General features: G+C 39.4%; 18 protein-coding genes. 2 read left to right on the plus strand and 16 right to left on the minus strand.

Going from position 1 to position 18,810, the window contains the following annotated elements; all coding sequences use genetic code 11:
- Positions 1 to 83: 83 nt before the first annotated feature.
- The 8 genes from spoIVA to B1R93_RS01510 all read right to left on the minus strand — a co-directional run bounded on the left by spoIVA (position 84) and on the right by B1R93_RS01510 (position 7,063).
- Entirely contained in the window at positions 84 to 1,562 is a 1,479-nt protein-coding gene (spoIVA, locus tag B1R93_RS01475) for a stage IV sporulation protein A (protein WP_088102217.1), read from the minus strand.
- 232 nt (positions 1,563 to 1,794) lie between these two features.
- Entirely contained in the window at positions 1,795 to 2,523 is a 729-nt protein-coding gene (locus B1R93_RS01480; protein ID WP_088102218.1) for a hypothetical protein, read from the minus strand.
- Positions 2,524 to 2,552: 29 nt separating this feature from the next.
- The gene (locus B1R93_RS01485; protein WP_088102219.1) at positions 2,553 to 2,756 is read right to left on the minus strand and encodes a DUF2768 domain-containing protein; all 204 of its coding nucleotides are present in this window, start codon (positions 2,754 to 2,756) and stop codon (positions 2,553 to 2,555) included.
- Between the two features lie 265 nt (positions 2,757 to 3,021).
- The gene (locus tag B1R93_RS01490) at positions 3,022 to 3,288 is read right to left on the minus strand and encodes a stage VI sporulation protein F (RefSeq protein ID WP_088102220.1); all 267 of its coding nucleotides are present in this window, start codon (positions 3,286 to 3,288) and stop codon (positions 3,022 to 3,024) included.
- Between the two features lie 67 nt (positions 3,289 to 3,355).
- The gene (locus B1R93_RS01495; protein WP_088102221.1) at positions 3,356 to 4,378 is read right to left on the minus strand and encodes an NAD(P)H-dependent glycerol-3-phosphate dehydrogenase; all 1,023 of its coding nucleotides are present in this window, start codon (positions 4,376 to 4,378) and stop codon (positions 3,356 to 3,358) included.
- Positions 4,379 to 4,414: 36 nt separating this feature from the next.
- Positions 4,415 to 5,032, minus strand: coding sequence for a glycerol-3-phosphate 1-O-acyltransferase PlsY (gene plsY / locus B1R93_RS01500; protein WP_088102222.1), 618 nt, complete (start codon positions 5,030 to 5,032; stop codon positions 4,415 to 4,417).
- Positions 5,033 to 5,050: 18 nt separating this feature from the next.
- Positions 5,051 to 6,364, minus strand: coding sequence for a ribosome biogenesis GTPase Der (gene der, locus B1R93_RS01505; protein ID WP_088102223.1), 1,314 nt, complete (start codon positions 6,362 to 6,364; stop codon positions 5,051 to 5,053).
- 93 nt (positions 6,365 to 6,457) lie between these two features.
- Positions 6,458 to 7,063 (minus strand): YphA family membrane protein, encoded by a 606-nt coding sequence (locus tag B1R93_RS01510; RefSeq protein ID WP_088102224.1) that lies wholly within the window; start codon positions 7,061 to 7,063, stop codon positions 6,458 to 6,460.
- A 111-nt stretch (positions 7,064 to 7,174) separates the two neighbouring features.
- Here B1R93_RS01510 and B1R93_RS01515 point away from each other — a divergent pair, with 111 nt between their 5' ends.
- Entirely contained in the window at positions 7,175 to 7,309 is a 135-nt protein-coding gene (locus B1R93_RS01515; RefSeq protein WP_088102225.1) for a YpzI family protein, read from the plus strand.
- 59 nt (positions 7,310 to 7,368) lie between these two features.
- On the plus strand, positions 7,369 to 7,962 hold the full coding sequence (locus tag B1R93_RS01520) for a DUF421 domain-containing protein (RefSeq protein ID WP_088102226.1): 594 nt from the start codon (positions 7,369 to 7,371) through the stop codon (positions 7,960 to 7,962).
- 34 nt (positions 7,963 to 7,996) lie between these two features.
- Here B1R93_RS01520 and fni read toward each other — a convergent pair whose 3' ends face one another.
- The 8 genes from fni to metH all read right to left on the minus strand — a co-directional run bounded on the left by fni (position 7,997) and on the right by metH (position 18,758).
- Positions 7,997 to 9,046 (minus strand): type 2 isopentenyl-diphosphate Delta-isomerase, encoded by a 1,050-nt coding sequence (fni, locus tag B1R93_RS01525; RefSeq protein WP_088102227.1) that lies wholly within the window; start codon positions 9,044 to 9,046, stop codon positions 7,997 to 7,999.
- A 12-nt stretch (positions 9,047 to 9,058) separates the two neighbouring features.
- Positions 9,059 to 10,210 (minus strand): 30S ribosomal protein S1, encoded by a 1,152-nt coding sequence (gene rpsA / locus B1R93_RS01530; protein ID WP_088102228.1) that lies wholly within the window; start codon positions 10,208 to 10,210, stop codon positions 9,059 to 9,061.
- A gap of 95 nt (positions 10,211 to 10,305) precedes the next feature.
- The gene (locus tag B1R93_RS01535) at positions 10,306 to 10,893 is read right to left on the minus strand and encodes a lysophospholipid acyltransferase family protein (protein ID WP_088102229.1); all 588 of its coding nucleotides are present in this window, start codon (positions 10,891 to 10,893) and stop codon (positions 10,306 to 10,308) included.
- On the minus strand, positions 10,894 to 11,568 hold the full coding sequence (gene cmk, locus B1R93_RS01540; protein WP_088102230.1) for a (d)CMP kinase: 675 nt from the start codon (positions 11,566 to 11,568) through the stop codon (positions 10,894 to 10,896).
- 199 nt (positions 11,569 to 11,767) lie between these two features.
- Positions 11,768 to 12,433 carry a flagellar brake protein gene (locus B1R93_RS01545; protein ID WP_088102231.1) on the minus strand — a complete coding sequence of 222 codons (666 nt, stop codon included), beginning with the start codon at positions 12,431 to 12,433 and terminating at the stop codon, positions 11,768 to 11,770.
- A gap of 132 nt (positions 12,434 to 12,565) precedes the next feature.
- On the minus strand, positions 12,566 to 13,918 hold the full coding sequence (gene ypeB, locus B1R93_RS01550) for a germination protein YpeB (RefSeq protein ID WP_088102232.1): 1,353 nt from the start codon (positions 13,916 to 13,918) through the stop codon (positions 12,566 to 12,568).
- Between the two features lie 19 nt (positions 13,919 to 13,937).
- A complete protein-coding gene (gene sleB / locus B1R93_RS01555; protein ID WP_425348931.1) occupies positions 13,938 to 15,041 on the minus strand; it encodes a spore cortex-lytic enzyme in 1,104 nt (367 codons plus the stop codon).
- A gap of 273 nt (positions 15,042 to 15,314) precedes the next feature.
- Positions 15,315 to 18,758, minus strand: coding sequence for a methionine synthase (metH, locus tag B1R93_RS01560; RefSeq protein ID WP_088102234.1), 3,444 nt, complete (start codon positions 18,756 to 18,758; stop codon positions 15,315 to 15,317).
- Between the last annotated feature and the right edge of the window lie 52 nt (positions 18,759 to 18,810).

An 18,810-nucleotide genomic window follows, 5' to 3' on the forward strand; every position in this document is an offset into this window, starting at 1 on the left:
ACGATTTGTTAAAAGCTTAGCATATTATCGCCTTTAAAAGCAAAAAGGAACCTACATATAGGCTCCTTTTTCTTCATCTCTTTTTATAAAATAATCGCAATAAGTCCGCCAGAACCTTCGTTGATGATACGTTCTAATGTTTCCTTTAGCTTATAGCGAGCATTTTCCGGCATAAGTGAAAGCTTAGCCGAAATTCCTTCTCGAACAATGGAATTTAATGAGCGACCAAAAATGTCTGAGTTCCAAATCGATAATGGATTTTCTTCAAAATCCTGCATTAAATAACGAACTAGTTCTTCACTCTGCTTCTCTGTACCAATAATTGGTGCAAACTCTGATTCAACATCGACTTTAATCATATGAATTGATGGTGCAACAGCCTTTAATCGAACACCAAACCTAGAACCTTGACGAATAATTTCAGGTTCATCAAGACTCATGTCAGTAAGAGCTGGAGCGGCGATACCATAGCCTGTTTGTTTCACCATTCTTAATGCATCAGAAACTTGATCGTACTCTGCTTTCGCATGAGCGAAGTCCTGCATTAGTTGAAGGAGATGGTCTTTGCCACGGATTTCAACACCGACCACTTCTTTAAGTACTTGGTCATATAAGTCATCTGGTGCAAAAAGGTCAATTTCAGCAATTCCATGACCCATTTCAATTCCTGCAAGGCGTGCATCATCAATGAATTCATACTCAGCAAAATGACCGACTACTCTGTCAACATCACGAAGACGCTTAATGTCTTTCACGGTTTCGCGAACAGACTCTTCATAGCTTTGACGCAACCAATGATCCTCTTTAAGTACCATGACCCAGCTTGGAAGATTAACGTTTACCTCATGAACTGGAAATTCAAATAATACTTCACGAAGTACATTATTAATATCCGCATCCGTCATGCTCTCAATGCTCATAGCTAATACAGGAATATCATGTTCTTCTGCTAACTCAGCACGAAGCTGTTCTGTATCAGGGTGGTGCGGGCGCACACTATTCACAATCATAATAAACGGCTTTCCAACTTCTTTTAATTCCTCTACAACACGAGTCTCTGACTCAAGATAATCCTGACGTGGGATATCGCCAATCGAACCATCTGTCGTCACAAGCACACCTAATGTTGAGTGTTCTTGAATTACCTTTCTTGTCCCTATTTCTGATGCTTCTTGAAATGGAATTGGCTCCTCATACCAAGGTGTATTAATCATACGTGGACCATTTTCGTCCTCGTAGCCTTTTGCCCCTGGTACAGCATAGCCGACACAATCAACAAGACGTACATTTACATCTAATCCTTCATCAACATGAATGGAAATCGCTTGATTTGGTACAAACTTAGGTTCTGTTGTCATAATTTGCTTCCCAGCTGCACTTTGCGGAAGCTCATCTTGAGCACGAGCCCTCTCTGACTCATTTTCAATGTTCGGGAGTACAACTAACTCCATAAACTTTTTAATAAATGTTGACTTCCCTGTGCGAACTGCACCTACTACTCCGAGATAAATATCGCCACCTGTTCTTTCAGCGATATCCTTAAAAATATCAATTTTTTCCACGTGATCCCCTCCCGATCAAGTAAAGATTTGAGATTCGTCGAGTTCCGTAAACCTTGGACACTATCATATCTATGATGTTGTCCAACAAATATGACAACTCTTCGGAAAGAAGCATGATTATTATCGGTATCTCAACGTTCTCGTCTGCTACCGAGAAGGGGTGAAACCGAAAATGCCCCTTCCTCTGATATATATATCAAAGGAAGGAGCATTTTAGACCACTTTTTTTCATTCAATTTTTATTTAAGCGGATGTGGTATTGCGGTTCACCGTTTTCATCCAATATATATGGAATAGAACGAACCGGTACAATCGGGAAATGTTCAACTAGAATGCTGCGAAGATCTTCGTTTTCTCCAAACGAATGTTCAAATTCCTGTAAAGCCATATTAAGATCAATTTTATAATCAATGACAATATCCCCATCGTTTGTTAATAATAACGGAAGTACCGTATTATAGTAAGGGCTCCGAACATGAGGCGCCTCCTTATAATTCAAGGCCTCATGGTCAAGCTTAAAAAGACCTACGTCTAGCATTTCCTTAATCGGAGCATAGGTGTGTTTATTCATATATTGATTTAAACGCTTCTGTAGCTCCCTAATTTCGTTCATCGATCTTAAATCAATTACCTTTACTTCAGGTTCTTCTTCTACATTCACAAGTACATATTGGTACACACCGCTATTTTCAAAAGCCGTTGCGGGTGGCTGCTGAAGGTAACGAGGTACAAGTTGATTGAAATCAATTACATACCGCTGATAAAGTGGGGTAGATGCATCAAATGTACGAATGGGTAGGACTCCTGTATCAGCTTGGAATTGATTAACTGCTGTTTGAACGGCCTGAAGCTGATCAGGATACGATAATTGATTTTCTGCTTTCCGGTCATTCGGATAAAAACAACCACTTAAAAGTATACTCACAACGAGACATACGGTGGTCATGAGCCATCTATTCATGTAAAACTCGCCTGCCTCTATCTATTTTTTTATAGCGTTGCTGTTGGGCCACCAATAACAATTAAAAAAACAATGATTCCAGCAACCATCAAACAAACAAATGAAAATGCTAATACGATTTTTTGGATAATCCCTTTTAGTTTTGTCCGGCTAAAAATAGCTGCACCAGCAGAAATAAACATAAGTGCTAGCGCAAAAAAAGAAATCCACATGTTCATCATTGCTTGAGACACGTTCATCAACCTCCTACTATTCCAGCTTCTATTATAACACAAGCCTTTTTATCAACATAAGAAAAGCTTGTCTATAAAATGAACATAAAAAAAATGCCTCGAAGGCGTTGAATACACCTAAGAGACATCCGTGATAGAGGAGAAGAGTGGGGCACAATTCTCCTTTGACTAAACCCTTCGTATTGCACAGCCCTAATTTTAATGTTCGTTCTATAAAAGTATATTCATCAATAGATAAGATGCGACAACAGTCGCCTAAACTTAACTACTTTTTATTGAACATTTTTGCAAGAGAAGCAAAATCCATTGGCATATCTTTATTTAAGATCGCTTGAACAATTTGGTCTTCCTTTGCTTTCGAAACAGGTTTATTCGCAAGTTTAGCCACTTGAGCAATTAATTGTCTAACCGTTTGCTCATCCTGTAAATTTGCATTACTTACAGAATTGGCTAGCTTGAATAATTCATCAGGCTTAACATTTGTTTTCTTTTGAAGCTGATCTAGTAATGGATTGTCATTCTTTTCAAACATGAAGCGCCCTCCTCCATTCGTAGTTTCACGATATCGTATGCGAACTAGGAGAGTTTGTTGCAACATTTCAGTAAATCTGAAATTCCTCTACTTCATGTTTTCTGACACGGCCCATTAGTTCTTCAGCTGCATCACGTGGGTGAATACCATCAAATAGAACTGCATGGAGTGCAGCCGTTATTGGCATTTCAACGTTTAACTCCTGAGCCAATTCATGTGCCGCTTTTGTCGTCCGGATCCCTTCAACAACCATGCCCATTTTTTCTAATACCTCATCAAGAGATTGACCTTTTCCGATCATATGTCCTGCTCGCCAATTTCGAGAATGGACACTGGTACACGTAACAATTAAATCACCGAGTCCACTTAAACCAGCAAATGTTAGTGGATCCGCTCCAAGCTTAACTCCTAACCGAGTGATTTCAGCTAACCCTCTAGTCATGATCGCCGCTTTCGTATTATCACCTAAGCCTAAACCACTCGTTAAACCACAAACAAGGGCAATGATGTTTTTGAGAGCACCGCCAATTTCAACTCCGATTAAATCTTGATTCGTATAAACCCTAAAATGTTGATTCATGAATAAATCTTGAGCAGCCTCTGAAGCTTCTTGCTTTTTAGATGATACTGTAACCGTTGTTGGTTGACGTAAGCTTACTTCCTCAGCATGGCTCGGACCTGATAACACGACAACATCCTTTAGTTGATGTGATTGGAGACACTCCTCTTCAATCATTTCCGATATTCGTTTATGAGAACCTGGTTCAATTCCTTTACTGGCATGAACCATTGTTACCGGTTGTTTTAACACCGTGATTAACTGTTGAACGGTTTCACGAATTGCTTTTGTAGGCACAACTAGCAATACGGTTTCTACTTGTGAAACTGCCTCTTCAAGATTCGTGTATCCCGTTATATTATCAGGAAGCTTAATATCAGGAAGGTATTTTTTATTCGTTTTTTGTTCATTTATTTCCTTTATTTGTTCCTCGCGCCTTCCCCATAAACGAACATCATGTTGATTATCAGCAAGGACTATGGCTAAGGCCGTTCCCCAACTACCTGCGCCAATGACAGCAACCTTTGCCATACGATCAACTCCTTTTTACATTCTATTTTCTAATGACTACTTTTTTTGTCCAATTTTACTCTCTGTTCCCGTGAACAAGCGTTGAATATTCGTGCGGTGACGCCAAAATGATAGGAGCGCAACAACGACTGTTAATACAATATAAAGAGATGGATAGTCGTATGTATGAAGAAAGATAGACGTAAAAATTGGCGTAAATAAAACAAATAAGAGTGATCCAAGTGAAACGTAACGTGTTATAAAAATACTTATAATAGCAATAACCCCTGCAAATAATGCCGGAAAAAATACAAGACTCGCTAACACTCCAATTGTCGTTGCTACTCCTTTTCCACCGCGAAATCCATAATAAACAGGCCAATTATGCCCTAAAATTGCCGCAAGTCCGGCGATTGCTGGAAATAAACCACTGTCATTTGGTGCTAGGAAAACACCAATCCAAACAGCTATAACCCCTTTGAATATATCTAGTGCTAATACACTTACTGCCGGGCCTACGCCTAAAACTCTTAACGTATTCGTCGCCCCGGCATTCCCACTTCCATGCTGACGGATATCTACTTTTTTTATTTTTTTTGCAATAATGTAACTGAAGCTAATTGACCCTAATAAATAGCCAATTAGCGCAGTTACAATAAGCACAATCGTATTCATAGCTTACCCCATTTCCGATTAATCGTTTTTCTTCCGCGCTAAAATTTTAATCGGTGTTCCCTCAAACTCAAAAGTTGCGCGAAGGCGATTTTCCAAAAAGCGTTCATAAGAAAAATGCATTAATTCGGGTTCATTAACGAAGAAAACAAAGGTTGGTGGTCCAACAGCTACTTGTGTCACGTAATTAATTTTCAATCGTTTTCCTTTATCTGTTGGTGTTGGATTCATAGCGACTGCGTCCATCACCATATCGTTTAAGACATGAGTTGGTACTCGAAGTGTATGATTTTCTGCAACCCGGTTAACTGTTGGTAGCACATGCTGTAATCTTTGCTTTGTCTTCGCAGAAAGGAATAATATCGGTGCATAGGTTAAGAACAAAAATTCATCTCGTATTTTTTGTTCAAACTCCCGCATCGTTTTATCGTCCTTTTCAATGACATCCCATTTGTTAACAACGATGACAACAGCACGACCAGCCTCATGTGCATAGCCAGCAATTTTTTTATCTTGCTCGATAATTCCCTCTTCTGCGTTAATGACGACAAGAACTACATTTGAACGTTCAATCGCCTTTAAAGAACGAAGAACACTGTATTTTTCAGTACTTTCATATACTTTTCCTCTTTTTCTCATTCCGGCAGTGTCAATGAGTACGTATTCTTGTTCATCACGAGTAAAAGGAGTGTCAATCGCATCACGTGTTGTACCAGGAATATTACTTACAATAACTCGTTCTTCTCCAAGCATTGCATTGACTAGTGATGACTTTCCTACGTTTGGTCGCCCAATTAACGATATGCGTATCGTGTCCTCATCATACATATCATCTTCCTCAGGAGGAAAATGCTTAACAACCTCATCTAGCATATCCCCTAACCCAAGGCCATGTGAACCAGAGATTGGGAAAGGCTCACCCATCCCTAACGAGTAAAATTCATATAATTGCTCCTGCATATCAGGATTATCAATTTTATTTACCGCCAAAACGATAGGCTTTTTTGAACGAAATAGCAATTTAGCCACTTCTTGATCAGCCGATGTTATTCCTTCACGTCCATTAACAATAAACACGATCACATCCGCTTCTTCAATAGCTAATTCTGCCTGCTCTCGCATTTGTATTAGCAGTGGCTCATCTCCAAGCTCAATTCCTCCGGTATCAATAAGGTTGAATTCACGATTTAGCCACTCGCCTTTGCTATATAAGCGATCACGTGTTACCCCTGGCATATCTTCGACGATTGCGACACGCTCTCCTACTATTCGGTTAAAAATTGTAGATTTTCCTACATTCGGACGTCCGACGATCGCTACAATTGGTTTCGACATATCGTCACACCCTTTCTGTTTTCACTTTTATGTGTAAATCTTACCAAGATAACTTATTTATTCTACTAAAACTTAAGGAACTTGTCGACCCTGTTATGCTTCAACAACGGTGGAATTCTTTTTTTCCTGAATGAGTGTCGAGATTTTCTGCAAAAGAAAATGAATAAACCATACGGTACTATTAACAGTTAGGCTCAACGCCATAATATCAAAAAAATATAAACTGCCTACTGTTGCTGTCATAAACAGTTTTTTCACAATCATTGTGTACATCCATTCTCCTTGCAATAAGCCTGACATCGTCACTAAGAACCGGTTTTTCCATGTCGAAAACGTGAAATATGCCATACCAAATATGATTGCACTTATGACAAGACGTGAGTCGTAGAGGCTAATGACAGGATCATACAGTAAAATCAAATGGTACGAAGCATAAGCCGATGCAATTATACAAGAAATCAAACTAGTATATAACAGAGTAGGCCAACGCATTTTTCTAAAATGAAAGCTGCAATAAACCACGGCAACAATATAGCCGAAGTTCACATGATAACCCACTATCTCGCCTTGATGAGGAATTAAAATAATTAATAATAGGATAAATATGGCTAAATAAAGCCTTGCCTTTGTTTTAGGTAACAAAAACGTCACCAAAGCCCATGCCATCCAGCCGAACCAATAAATAAACACACCATCCACACAATTTCACCTCCACTTTAAGTATCGACGGTTTCAAAAAAACCTAACCATTAATAATTCATAAAGTTCACGAAGTCATGAAACACTATATATGAAAAGGAGGAGAGCAAATTGGGTAAAGATAGAATGGAAAAAAAGCAAAAACAGAATCACCAAGTCGACCCTGATCGTGATCAAAGCTTAGATTACCCCGGTTCTGCTAAGCTTCAAAGTCCTGAGCAGGCTCGAAAGCAACAACGACGTTAATCCATATAAACTAGAGACCTGTGTACTAAAACATAGGTCTCCCGTAATCGGAGGCTGTTATGGAGTTATCGCTTATTTTAAAATCAACGGTACTTGTTTTTACCGGGGTTCTCTTGCTTCGGATTGCAGGTAGAAAATCAATCTCACAAATGACAATGGCACAAACCGTCATTATGATTTCAATTGGGTCCATCATTATTCAACCGATCATTGAAACGAGCGTCATAAGAACCATAGTTGCATCGATTGTTTTTATTGCTGCGTTAATATTCATGGAGTGGATTCAAACAAAATCTAATCAAGTTGAAAAATTTCTCACCGGTGAAGCAAAAATTGTCATTGACAATGGTCAGCCGAATACACCAGTTTTAAAAAAATTAAGAATGACCGTGGATCAATTAGAAATGCGGCTACGTCAGCAAGGGATCGATAACATTTCCGATGTAAAAACAGCGACGCTCGAACCGAATGGCCAACTCGGGTATGAATTATTTCCAGAGAATAAACCTTTAACGGTGAAAGAATTTAAAAAGCTTATGACAAATTACATGCCACAAGCTTCACAAACTTATTCGGAGCAACAAACGGAAAACTTATTTACCGAGGTTAAACAGAAAAATCATTCAAAGCCGATAAAATCCCGTCTTCAATAAGAAAAAGGCTACTAGTTGATAAGCAGCCTTTTTCTTATTTATTTCTTTTGTTTGCTAAATCTAATCCTCGCTGTTGACACCATTGTAACGTATTACCGGAAAGTACTACTGGTACAGTTGAAAATTCCTCAACCCTTTGGAGGTTTAATGCTGTCATGATGAAGCGAAGATCTTCTTTAATATCATTTATTTCATCGATTAATGCTTCCTGTCCTTGCTCGATTAGAATTTTCAAAAAATGTCCAGCGAAGCCTGTTGCAGTAGCTCCAAGCGATAAAGCTTTAGCGACCTCAAGACCTGATTGGATTCCTCCTGAAGCAATTACATTCATTTCTGGTTGACTGTGAATAACTTCTAGAATGGAACAAGTAGTCGGAATTCCCCATTCATTAAAGAACGCTAAATGTCGTTTTCGGCGTTCATTCTCAATTTTTGAGAAGTTTGTCCCTCCAAACCCTCCAACATCAACAATCGTTACACCAATTTCAGAAAGAGCGTTTGCTGTCTCTTTACTCATTCCATAGCCTACCTCTTTAATAATAATCGGAATATCAAGGGAGGTAGCAATTGCTTCAATTCGATTCCGGGTTCCTGTGAAATCCCGATCTCCTTCTGGCATAACTAACTCTTGAATAACGTTAACATGTATTTGCAGAGCATTGGCTTCAACCATATCGACAGCACGTTTTGCTTGCTCAACCGTTGCTTCACTTCCTAGGTTCGCAAAAACAATTCCTTTAGGATTCACCTGCCGAACGACTTCATAGCTAGCTCTTTGTTCTGGCTCCTTAATAGCCGCCATTTGTGAGCCAACAGCCATTCCAATGTTACAAAAAGCAGCTACTTCAGCAAACTTTTGATTAATTTCTTTCGTCTTTTCACCGCCGCCACCAGTCATCGCATTGATAAAAATCGGCGAACCGAGAACCAGTTCGCCGATTTTTGTTGAGAGATCCATGTCAAAAACATTTTGTTCAGAAAGACTTTGATGAACAAATCGTATCTCTTCAAACCCGTGGGAGCGCTGCTGGCCAGTTTTTAACGCGTGGTTAATATGGTCAAGTTTTCGTGCAGCACGACTCACGCTCATCACCTTTTATTTATATTTTTTTAGTTGGTCACCAATCATATCACCAAGAGAGAAACCTGTTGGCTCATCATCTCTTGAAGCTTCATATTGTTGGTAATCTGAATCACCATTATCCTCTTCAAGCAGCTCGCGAATACTTAAAGAAATTCGCTTTTCATCAATGTTAATATCAAGGACTTTCACCTCAACCTTTTCACCCTCTGTTAAAACTTCTGAAGGGGTTCCAATATGACGATTGGCAATTTGTGAAATGTGAACCAGCCCTTCAACACCAGGAGCTACCTCGATAAAAGCCCCAAAAGACACAAGACGTTTTACTGTTCCTTCAATAACGTCACCTGCGTTAATTTTCCCTTGTACTTCTTCCCAAGGCCCAGGCAGTGTTTCTTTAATTGAGAGGGAAACACGCTCACTGTCAGGATCAACGGATAACACTTTAACCTTTACAACATCGCCTTCTTTTACAACATCAGATGGCGATTCGACACGGTGATGAGCTAGTTGAGAAATATGTACAAGTCCGTCAACACCACCAACATCAACAAACACACCAAAATCTGTTAGGCGTTGAACCGTTCCTTCAACAATATCTCCAGCTTGTAAGGACTCTAAAACATCCTTTTTCTTTTGTAGAACTTCTTCATCAAGGACAGCTCGTTGAGAGAGAATCAGCTTATTATTTTCCTTATCAATTTCCGCTACTTTCAAACGGAGAGTACGTCCTTTGTAATCAGAAAAATCTTCTACAAAATGACGCTCTACTAGAGACGCAGGAATAAAACCACGTACGCCTACATCGACGACGAGCCCACCTTTTACAACATCAGCCACTTGCGCTTCAATGACTTGTCCTGACTCGAATGCTTGTTGAAGGTCCCCCCATGCTTTCTCAGCTTGTACTGCACGCTTTGAGAGAATAAGTTCATCGTCCTCTATCTTTAGAACCTTTAATTCTAGTTCATCATCTACGGATAGAACGTCACTTACTTTTTCAACATGCAAGCTAGAAAGCTCACTAATTGGAACAATCCCATCAACTTTAAAGCCTACATCGACAAACGCCTGTTTATCTTCGACCTTTGTCACTTTTCCTGAGACTACCTCGCCTACAGAGAATGACTTCATTTCTGTCACTTCATTGTTCATTTCTTCGACCATTGACTTTTGCCTCCTTCAATCCCCGCTGAACATTCGCGGTAGCTAACAATTTTTATAAACATCTTTCACTCATGCGAAAGAAATTTAACAATAAGTTATTTGTCTTGATGAGACGTAATAATTTTACCTATTTCATCCATGATTAATTGAGTTGCTTCATCTGCCGAAACCTTTTGTTCACGAATGCTATCAAAATCCATCGGTTTTCCATATACCATTTTTACTTTTTTGCCTCGTTGATAAGGACCAATAATGGCACATGGAATGACTTGGGCATTGGTTCTTAAAGCAAAGAAGCCGGCGCCTGCTAGCCCCTTTCCTAAGGAACCGTCTTTACTTCTTGTTCCTTCTGGGAAAAGTCCAATCATTCCACCATCTTTTAATAAATTCATTCCTGTCCGTAGCGCTTGCTTATCACTCATGCCTCTACGTACTGGAAATGCACCAAGCTTTGGAAGAAGCCCTTTTAAGATTGGTTTTTCAAATAACTCCTGCTTAGCCATATAATAGATTTGACGCTCAATATAAGCCCCAAGTAATGGTGGATCTAAATTACTTATATGGTTACAGCAAAGAAGCACACTTCCGTCTTTTGGTATGTTCTCTTTACCAATGACTTCAATCTTAAACATACTCGATAAATACATTCTACACAATCTTTGCCCTAATTGATAAATAGACATTTATGTAACCCGCTCCTTTACAAGGTCTACAATAATAGCCGCAACCTCAGAAATTGATAATGATGTTGAATCAATTTCGATTGCATCGTCAGCCTTAGTAAGAGGAGCAATTTCTCTCGTTGAATCAAGCTTATCCCTACGAGAAATCTCTTTTTTTAATTCCTCTAGATTAGAAGGGAGTCCTTTTGAAAGCTGTTCTTGATGACGGCGCTTTGCCCTTTCCTCTACGGATGCCGTCAAAAATACTTTTATTTCTGCATCTGGTAAGACGCATGTTCCAATATCACGTCCATCTAAAACCGCTCCCCCGTTACGCGCGAGCTGACGCTGTTGCATGACCATTTCTTTTCGGACCTGCTCATGACGAGCCACTTGTGAGACATGGTGATTAACTTCAGCAGTACGAATTGCCAAGGTAACATCCTCGTTATTTAAAAAAACTCGGGTACCCTGTTCCTCCTGAACCAATTTTATCGAAACTCGGTCCAAGAGTTGCCGTAAGTCTTGACCGTTCTCAAGGTCAACATGCTCCTTTAGTGCTGCATAAGTTAAAGTTCTATACATAGCTCCTGTATCAATATATAAAAGCGATAAACGCTCTGATACCAATTTTGCAACCGTGCTCTTTCCAGCTCCTGCTGGTCCATCGATGGCAACATTTATTGCTTTATTCATTCCATTTACACCTCAATTTGCTCCAACAACTTCATACTTGTTACGATAAAAAGCAATTTACAAAGAAGTCTGAACGAATCTAAATGACTGAAGAAATCGTTCCACTGAAAAAGAGCCAAGATTTTCTACCTTTACCTCTCTTTATCTTATCATACTCTTAAAACACGGTCTAACGAAAGGTCAAAAAAAAGTATGTTTCTCACTTCTTTCTCTTTAAAGCAAGTTGTCGTTCAAAACAATATTTAATTATCTTTTGCCGTTCCCGTTCATCAATCTCTAGAAATTGAAGCGATGCCCTTTCTCTTGCTGATTCAATTGGTTTAAAAACTCGAATAATTTTACAACGAGTTTTTACATATTCAATCTTTCCTGATTGCATATGAAGAACCATATACAGATTTAGCTCTCCTGTTCCAGGTAACTTCTGCTCAGGAGGGATTAATATCGCACATCCCCCACCACTTAAATCTAATGTAACTGTCGTAAAAGGTTGAAAATCTCCATGGATAGTATGAACGGCCGCATCAGTAGAAGTGTCTACCCTTACATAATTCCGTCTCTGTATCCGTAAATATTTCTCTCGACCAGGATCCTTTAATAGTAGCATCGGAATATTTCCTTTTTTTCTTCCAGTTATCTCTGTATCAAATGCATACATTGCCTCATCTTTTCCGATAAACCACGCTCGAAATTGGGTACCATCGAAAAAGAAGTTTGGCTTATTTGTTTCCTGATTGATTGGGTAATCAATGACAAAGCTTTTTGTCGTCTTGTCCACTAATCGGCAACGAAGATTTATAGTCTTCGTTTCTTCCCCTTTCGTTTCCTGTAGTTCTAGAAAAATGGTTGCGCCAATATCAATCACTCAGGTCGTTCCTCCCCCCGTGTCAGACTCATAAAAATCTCACATAATTTCGCTTTTTTATTGAGTTATTATTTCTCTATTATCTCACGAATCGTTAAAAAGAAGAAGCATTTGATGCTTCTTCTTCATAAATTATGAGAAATTGTAAATTGGCTCTGAATGTTCCAGACGTTCAACCTGTTCCTCTTGTCCATCTTCGGCATTAATAAAGATTTGATATGTGTCATCTTTTATCACACCAATAAATTCATAACAAAGAACTTCTTCACCTAAATCATTTTCGATAACCGCTAAATGATTCTCCATAACCTTAACTTTAGGATTGACTTTCTTTTGCGCTTCTTCCATCGTTAATTTCGGCTTAGGTAAGTCACGATCCTTATGGTTGATTAAGTAATTCTTCGCTTCATAACTGACAACATCTCCATCATCTAATGCTACTTCAATATTTATCGCATCAGGATACACACGAACATTGTCCTCTAAATAGGCGAATGTAAATACACCAATTGAATCGTACTGCTTACTCTCAATTAATTGCATGCTTTCCTTGCCACGTTCCTCTAAATACTGTTTAGCTTTTTCTGAGGCTTCATTTAAGCTTATTTTCGGTTCCTCAACCTCTCTGTTTTGTAAGAACCAGATTGGATGTCCTCCGAATACACTCATATCCATAAAATAATTTGTTTCATGCTCTGGATCATCAACAACGATTGTGTAAGCTGGATACTCTAGTCCATCACCTGTTTCAGAAACATGAACACTAGCATTTTCATTTACACCTAAATATTTTCGCGCTAATCTCTCAGCTTCTTGCTCACTTACCTCTTCCCCGTCTTCTAAAGCCTTTTTCAATTCTCCATTGAGATCATCCATAGCAGCCATTCCAGCTCCCCAATCGACTTCACTAAAGCCTTCGACGGATTTATTCATAACTGAGAAATTATTGACCAACACATTATCCATCTGCTCTTCCTGGGCAGCCATTTCTTTTTCAATATTCACCCAACGCTCGTTATTGCTTAATAAGTACGCTTGTGATTTACGAACCTCATTTCGAATATCTTTAGCGTATCCGTAAAGCTGTTCTAACGTCTTATACTCTTTATCAGTTAATGGTTCCTTATCTAAGTCACGAATCGACGTACGATAACTAAATTTTCCAAGCTTATACAGAAATTCTTCGGTATTTCCTAGCTCTAACGAATTTAACGGGAGTTGTCCTAATTCCTCTTGTGCTAAGCTAGTAATACGCCAAACTTCTGCAAGGGCAGGAGTCAGCTGGCGTCTCGTATTCATTGCTAATGTGGCCCCTATTTGATGCTCAATTTGATCAATATGAAAGGCAAGCTCGTGAAAGGCACGCTGATAATGATTTTCCGTGCTTAACATTAAAGTTTGCTTTTGGTCACGTTCTTGAAACCCCCAATACCCTGTGGCAATGACGGCAACTGCTAATAAACCAATGACGACATTCCGAATCACTTACATCACCTCCGAAAGATTAATGACAGAATATATGCTTACCGATACGTTTAATTTGTGGTCTTGACCATATCCATCCAGAAGTTGCTGTATCAGGGTTAAAATAATACATCGCATTTCCAGTAGGATCCTGACCATTTATTGCATCCAATACTGCTCGACGTGATGTTTCATTTGGCGTCATGTAAATCTGGCCGTCGGCAACTGCTGTAAACGCCCTTGGCTCAAAAATAACACCTGATACAGTATTTGGAAAAGTAGGACTGTTTAAACGGTTAAGAATTACAGCCGCAATGGCAACTTGACCAACATATGGTTCTCCACGCGCTTCACCGTATACGGCTTGAGCCATTAATTGAATGTCATTATCTGAATATCCTGGTGGTACATTTGTCGCTTTTTGTATATTGGCATTATTATCTTGCTGCTCATCTGTCTGAGCAGGTTGGTCAGCCTGTGGAGTTTGTTCAGCTGGCGTCTGCTGTTGACCTTGGTCTGCTTGGCCTTGTTGTTGTTGACCTTGACCTGCTTGACCTTGTTGTTGTTCATCTTGACCTGCTTGACCTTGTTGTTGTTCATCTTGACCTGCTTGACCTTGTTGTTGTTCATCTTGACCTGCTTGGCCTTGTTGTTGTTGACCTTGACCTGCTTGGCCTTGTTGTTGTTCATCTTGACCTGCTTGGCCTTGTTGTTGTTGACCTTGACCTGCTTGGCCTTGTTGTTGTTGACCTTGACCTGCTTGGCCTTGTTGTCTAGCCTTTTGGTTCGCACTTCCTTTTGGTCCTTGTTGAATATGCTTTGGTGTCGTCCCATAATGACTAAATGCACGACCCTCGTTTAGAGCTTTTTGAACAAATTCTTCATCATAATCTGTTGAACGTTCTAACATATCTTTCATTTTCGGACCAACTAACCCATCAACATCCAGTCCAAATTGGTCTTGATAATTACGAACTGCCCAATACGTACTCCATCCGTATACCCCGTCAATTTTCCCGTTGTAAAAGCCGATATACTGAAGTCTCGATTGAAGTTCGACAACATCATCTCCTGTCGCTCCTTTTTGAATAACTTGATCACTAAATGCATAGGATGGCATTGCAAAAGAGAGCATCATGCCCATGCATATTGAAGCGATGACAATGACAAGAGGAAGTTTGTGAGAAAACAGATTTTTCTTCATGCTGTTCGTTACCTCCTTGATAATCTGCTTCACGATGCCAGATAGCTATCATGATGGATATGAATATTGTTTGTTTAGGTACTCGTTTTATACAAAAATGGGTAAAAAACTTTACCTTTTCCATGGGAAAATGATGTTTTCAAATAAAAACGGAAAGAAAAAAGAGTGTTTCTAAAGGAACATATACCTTCGAAACACTCTTATCGTTAAAACCTATAGAACGTTGAAATATCTGCCTTCTGGATGGGCGAAAACCATCGCTGTTACCGAGGCTTCTGGTTCCATCATAAAACCTTCCGTTAATTTAATTCCGATTTTTTCAGGTTTTAGTAATTTAAATAATTTTTCTTGATCCTCTAAATTTGGACATGCAGGATATCCGAACGAGACACGTACGCCTTGATATTTTGCCGCGAAGCGTTGCTCCATTGTAAAGTCTGCTGAATCTGGAAAGCCCCAGCGATCACGCATTTGCTGATGAACACGCTCAGCAAAGCCCTCAGCTGTTTCAAGAGCTGTTGCTTGAATGAGATGACTAAATAAATAATCTCCATCTATCTTAGCTTGTTCAGCCATTTCACGAATACCTTGTCCAGCAGTTACTGCTAAAAATCCTACATAATCCATTTCCCCACTAGTCACAGGGCGAAGATAGTCTGCTAAGCAAAGGAATGGCTCTTGTTGTTGGCGCGGGAATGTAAAACGCTCCAATACTTCGTTCTTATTGTTTGGGTTATATATGATAATATCATTCCCCTCTGACTGAGCAGGAAAAAACTGATACATACCATGTGCTTGAATTAATTGCTCCTGTTTTGCTTTAGCGATAACTGTATCTACCTTATCCTTCAAATCTAGCGCTCTTTCATCACCTTCAGCGAGCAAACGACTTACCTTTCCTTGTAAACCTAAATGCTTTCCGAGTAACATTTGCATGTTAATATACGGTTCTAAATGCGAGATTTTATAGTCACGTAAAACATGTGGCTCCAAATCAGTTGGAACAGCAACCGGAACATCAAGTGATACATTTGAACGACTAGGCACTTCAACGGTTGGTTCGTTTTCGTTTCGCTTTGCTTGTAAGTCATCTCTACGTTCACGCGCTTCCGCCAATTCAGAAGCAATCTTTTCTTGCTCACCTGGTTTAATAATACGGTTCGCAATATCCAATCCATTCATGGCATCCTTTGCGTAGAGAACGAGCCCCTCATACTCTGCGGCAATTTTCGTATTCGTGAATTTTCTTGTTAGCGCAGCCCCACCAACTAAAATAGGGATAGAAATATTTTGCTGACGTAAATCCTGTGCCGTTAATACCATTTGCTGAGCAGATTTTACAAGAAGTCCTGACAATCCAATTGCGGTTGGATTTTCTTTTTTAACAGCCTCTATTAATTCATTTGATGTAACTTTGATTCCTAAATTTACAATTCTGAAGCCATTGTTACTTAAGATGATTTCAACAAGGTTTTTCCCAATGTCATGTACATCACCTTTTACAGTCGCTAAAATAATCTTACCTTTTCCGTTATCATCTTCTTTTTTCTCCATATGTGGTTCAAGGTGTGCAACGGAAGCTTTCATGACTTCAGCACTTTGAAGTACCTCTGCTACAATTAACTCATTATTATTAAAGAGCTTTCCTACCTCATCCATCCCCGTCATTAGTGGTCCATTAATAATATCAAGCGGATCTTCATAGGTAGCAAGTGCCTTATCTAAATCTTCAATAAGACCCTCTTTAGACCCTTCAACAATATAAGAGGCTAAACGCTCTTCCAAGGTTAAATTAGAAGTTTCAACCTTTTTCTCAACCTTTTTCACACGATAAAAGGCGGTGAATTCAGCCAACGTTTCATCGGTCGTTTCAAATAAAAGCTTGTTTGATAATTCCTTTTCTGAATCAGGGATCGATGCATAACGCTCTAGCTTTTCTGTATTTACAATCGCATAATCAAGACCAGCTTGTGTACAGTGATAGAGATAAACGGCATTTAGAACTTCACGGCCGACAGGTGGTAATCCAAACGAAACATTACTTACTCCAAGAATCGTTAAACAGTCAGGTAATGCCTCTTTAATTAATCGAATCCCTTCGACAGTCGCATTAGCCGAACCAATGTATTGTTCATCACCTGTACCAACCGGGAATACAAGTGGATCAAAAATAATATCTTTCGGATTAATCCCGTATTTATTAACTAAAATATCATGAGAACGTTTTGCCACCTCAAGTTTGCGTTCTGCAGATACAGCCATTCCTACTTCGTCAATTGTTCCTACAACAACGGCTGCACCAAAACGTTTCACAAGTGGAAGCACAGCTTCAAAACGCTCTTCTCCATCCTCAAGGTTAATGGAGTTAATAATGGCCTTTCCTTGTGAATACGTAAGAGCCTTTTCGATAACCTTCTCATCGGTTGAATCAATCATCAATGGAACCTTTACTTTATTAACCACAAACTGAAGAAAGGCTTCCATATCTTCAAGCTCTTCACGGTCTGGATCTGCTAAGCAAACATCGATAACATGGGCTCCACGTTTAACCTGTGCTCTCGCAATTTCCGATGCTTCTTCATATTTACCCTCAGCAATTAACCGTTTAAACTTTCTTGATCCAATTACATTTGTTCGTTCACCAACAAATAACGGTCTCATGCTATCATCATAAATAAGTGGCTCAATCCCCGCTACCGCATGGGGATGGTCGGCATTAATTTTTCTAGGCTCATAACTTTTAACTTGTTCAGCAAGTACACGTATATGCTCAGGGGTTGTCCCACAGCAGCCTCCGACTACATTTAACCAGCCTTTTTCGGCAAAAGCTAATAACTTTTTCGTTAATGAGTCCGGTGATTCATGGTAATTCCCTTCTTCATCTGGTAGACCAGCATTTGGATAACAGCTTACATTCGTTGTTGCAAGCTCAGATAACGAGCGAATATGATCCCTCATAAATTCTGGACCTGTTGCACAGTTTAATCCGACTACTGTAGGGTTCATATGCTCAAGTGATAAATAAAAAGCTTCAATATTTTGCCCTGCTAATGTTGTCCCCATTGGCTCAATCGTTCCAGAAACCATTAATGGAAGCTTAACATTCATTTCCTCAGAAGCTCGTTGAATCCCTATGAACCCAGCTTTAACATTACGCATATCTTGGCTTGTTTCAAGTAAAAAGATATCTGCTCCGCCTTTAATTAACCCACGCGCTTGTTCATGATAATTATCGATTAACTCTTCAAAGGTCGTCCCACCTGTAACAGATAATGATTTTGTCGTCGGACCCATTGCTCCTGCCACAAAGCGCGGCCATTCAGATGTTGAAAATTCATCCGCTACTTTCTTGGCAATTTCAACCGCCAAACGACTAAGCTCTTCTGCTTTGTGACCTAGATCGTAATCATCTAACACAATTTTTGTTGATCCGAACGTGTTGGTTGCAATAATATCAGCACCAGCTTCTAAATAAGCACGATGAATGTTTTCAAGTACGTGAGGCGCTGTTTCATTCAAATACTCGTTACAGCCTTCATATTCTTCTCCGCCAAAATCATCCGCTGTTAAATTAGCTTGTTGAAGCATCGTCCCCATTGCCCCGTCCAAGACAAGTATTTTCTTTTCTAGTTGAGTTTCAAATAAAGACTTCGACATGTTTTCCGTCCCCTCTTTTTCCGTTCCATTACCTTAATCCTACCCTATGATA

This window comes from Halalkalibacter urbisdiaboli, assembly GCF_002156385.1.
Lineage (GTDB): Bacteria > Bacillota > Bacilli > Bacillales > Bacillaceae_D > Halalkalibacter_A > Halalkalibacter_A urbisdiaboli.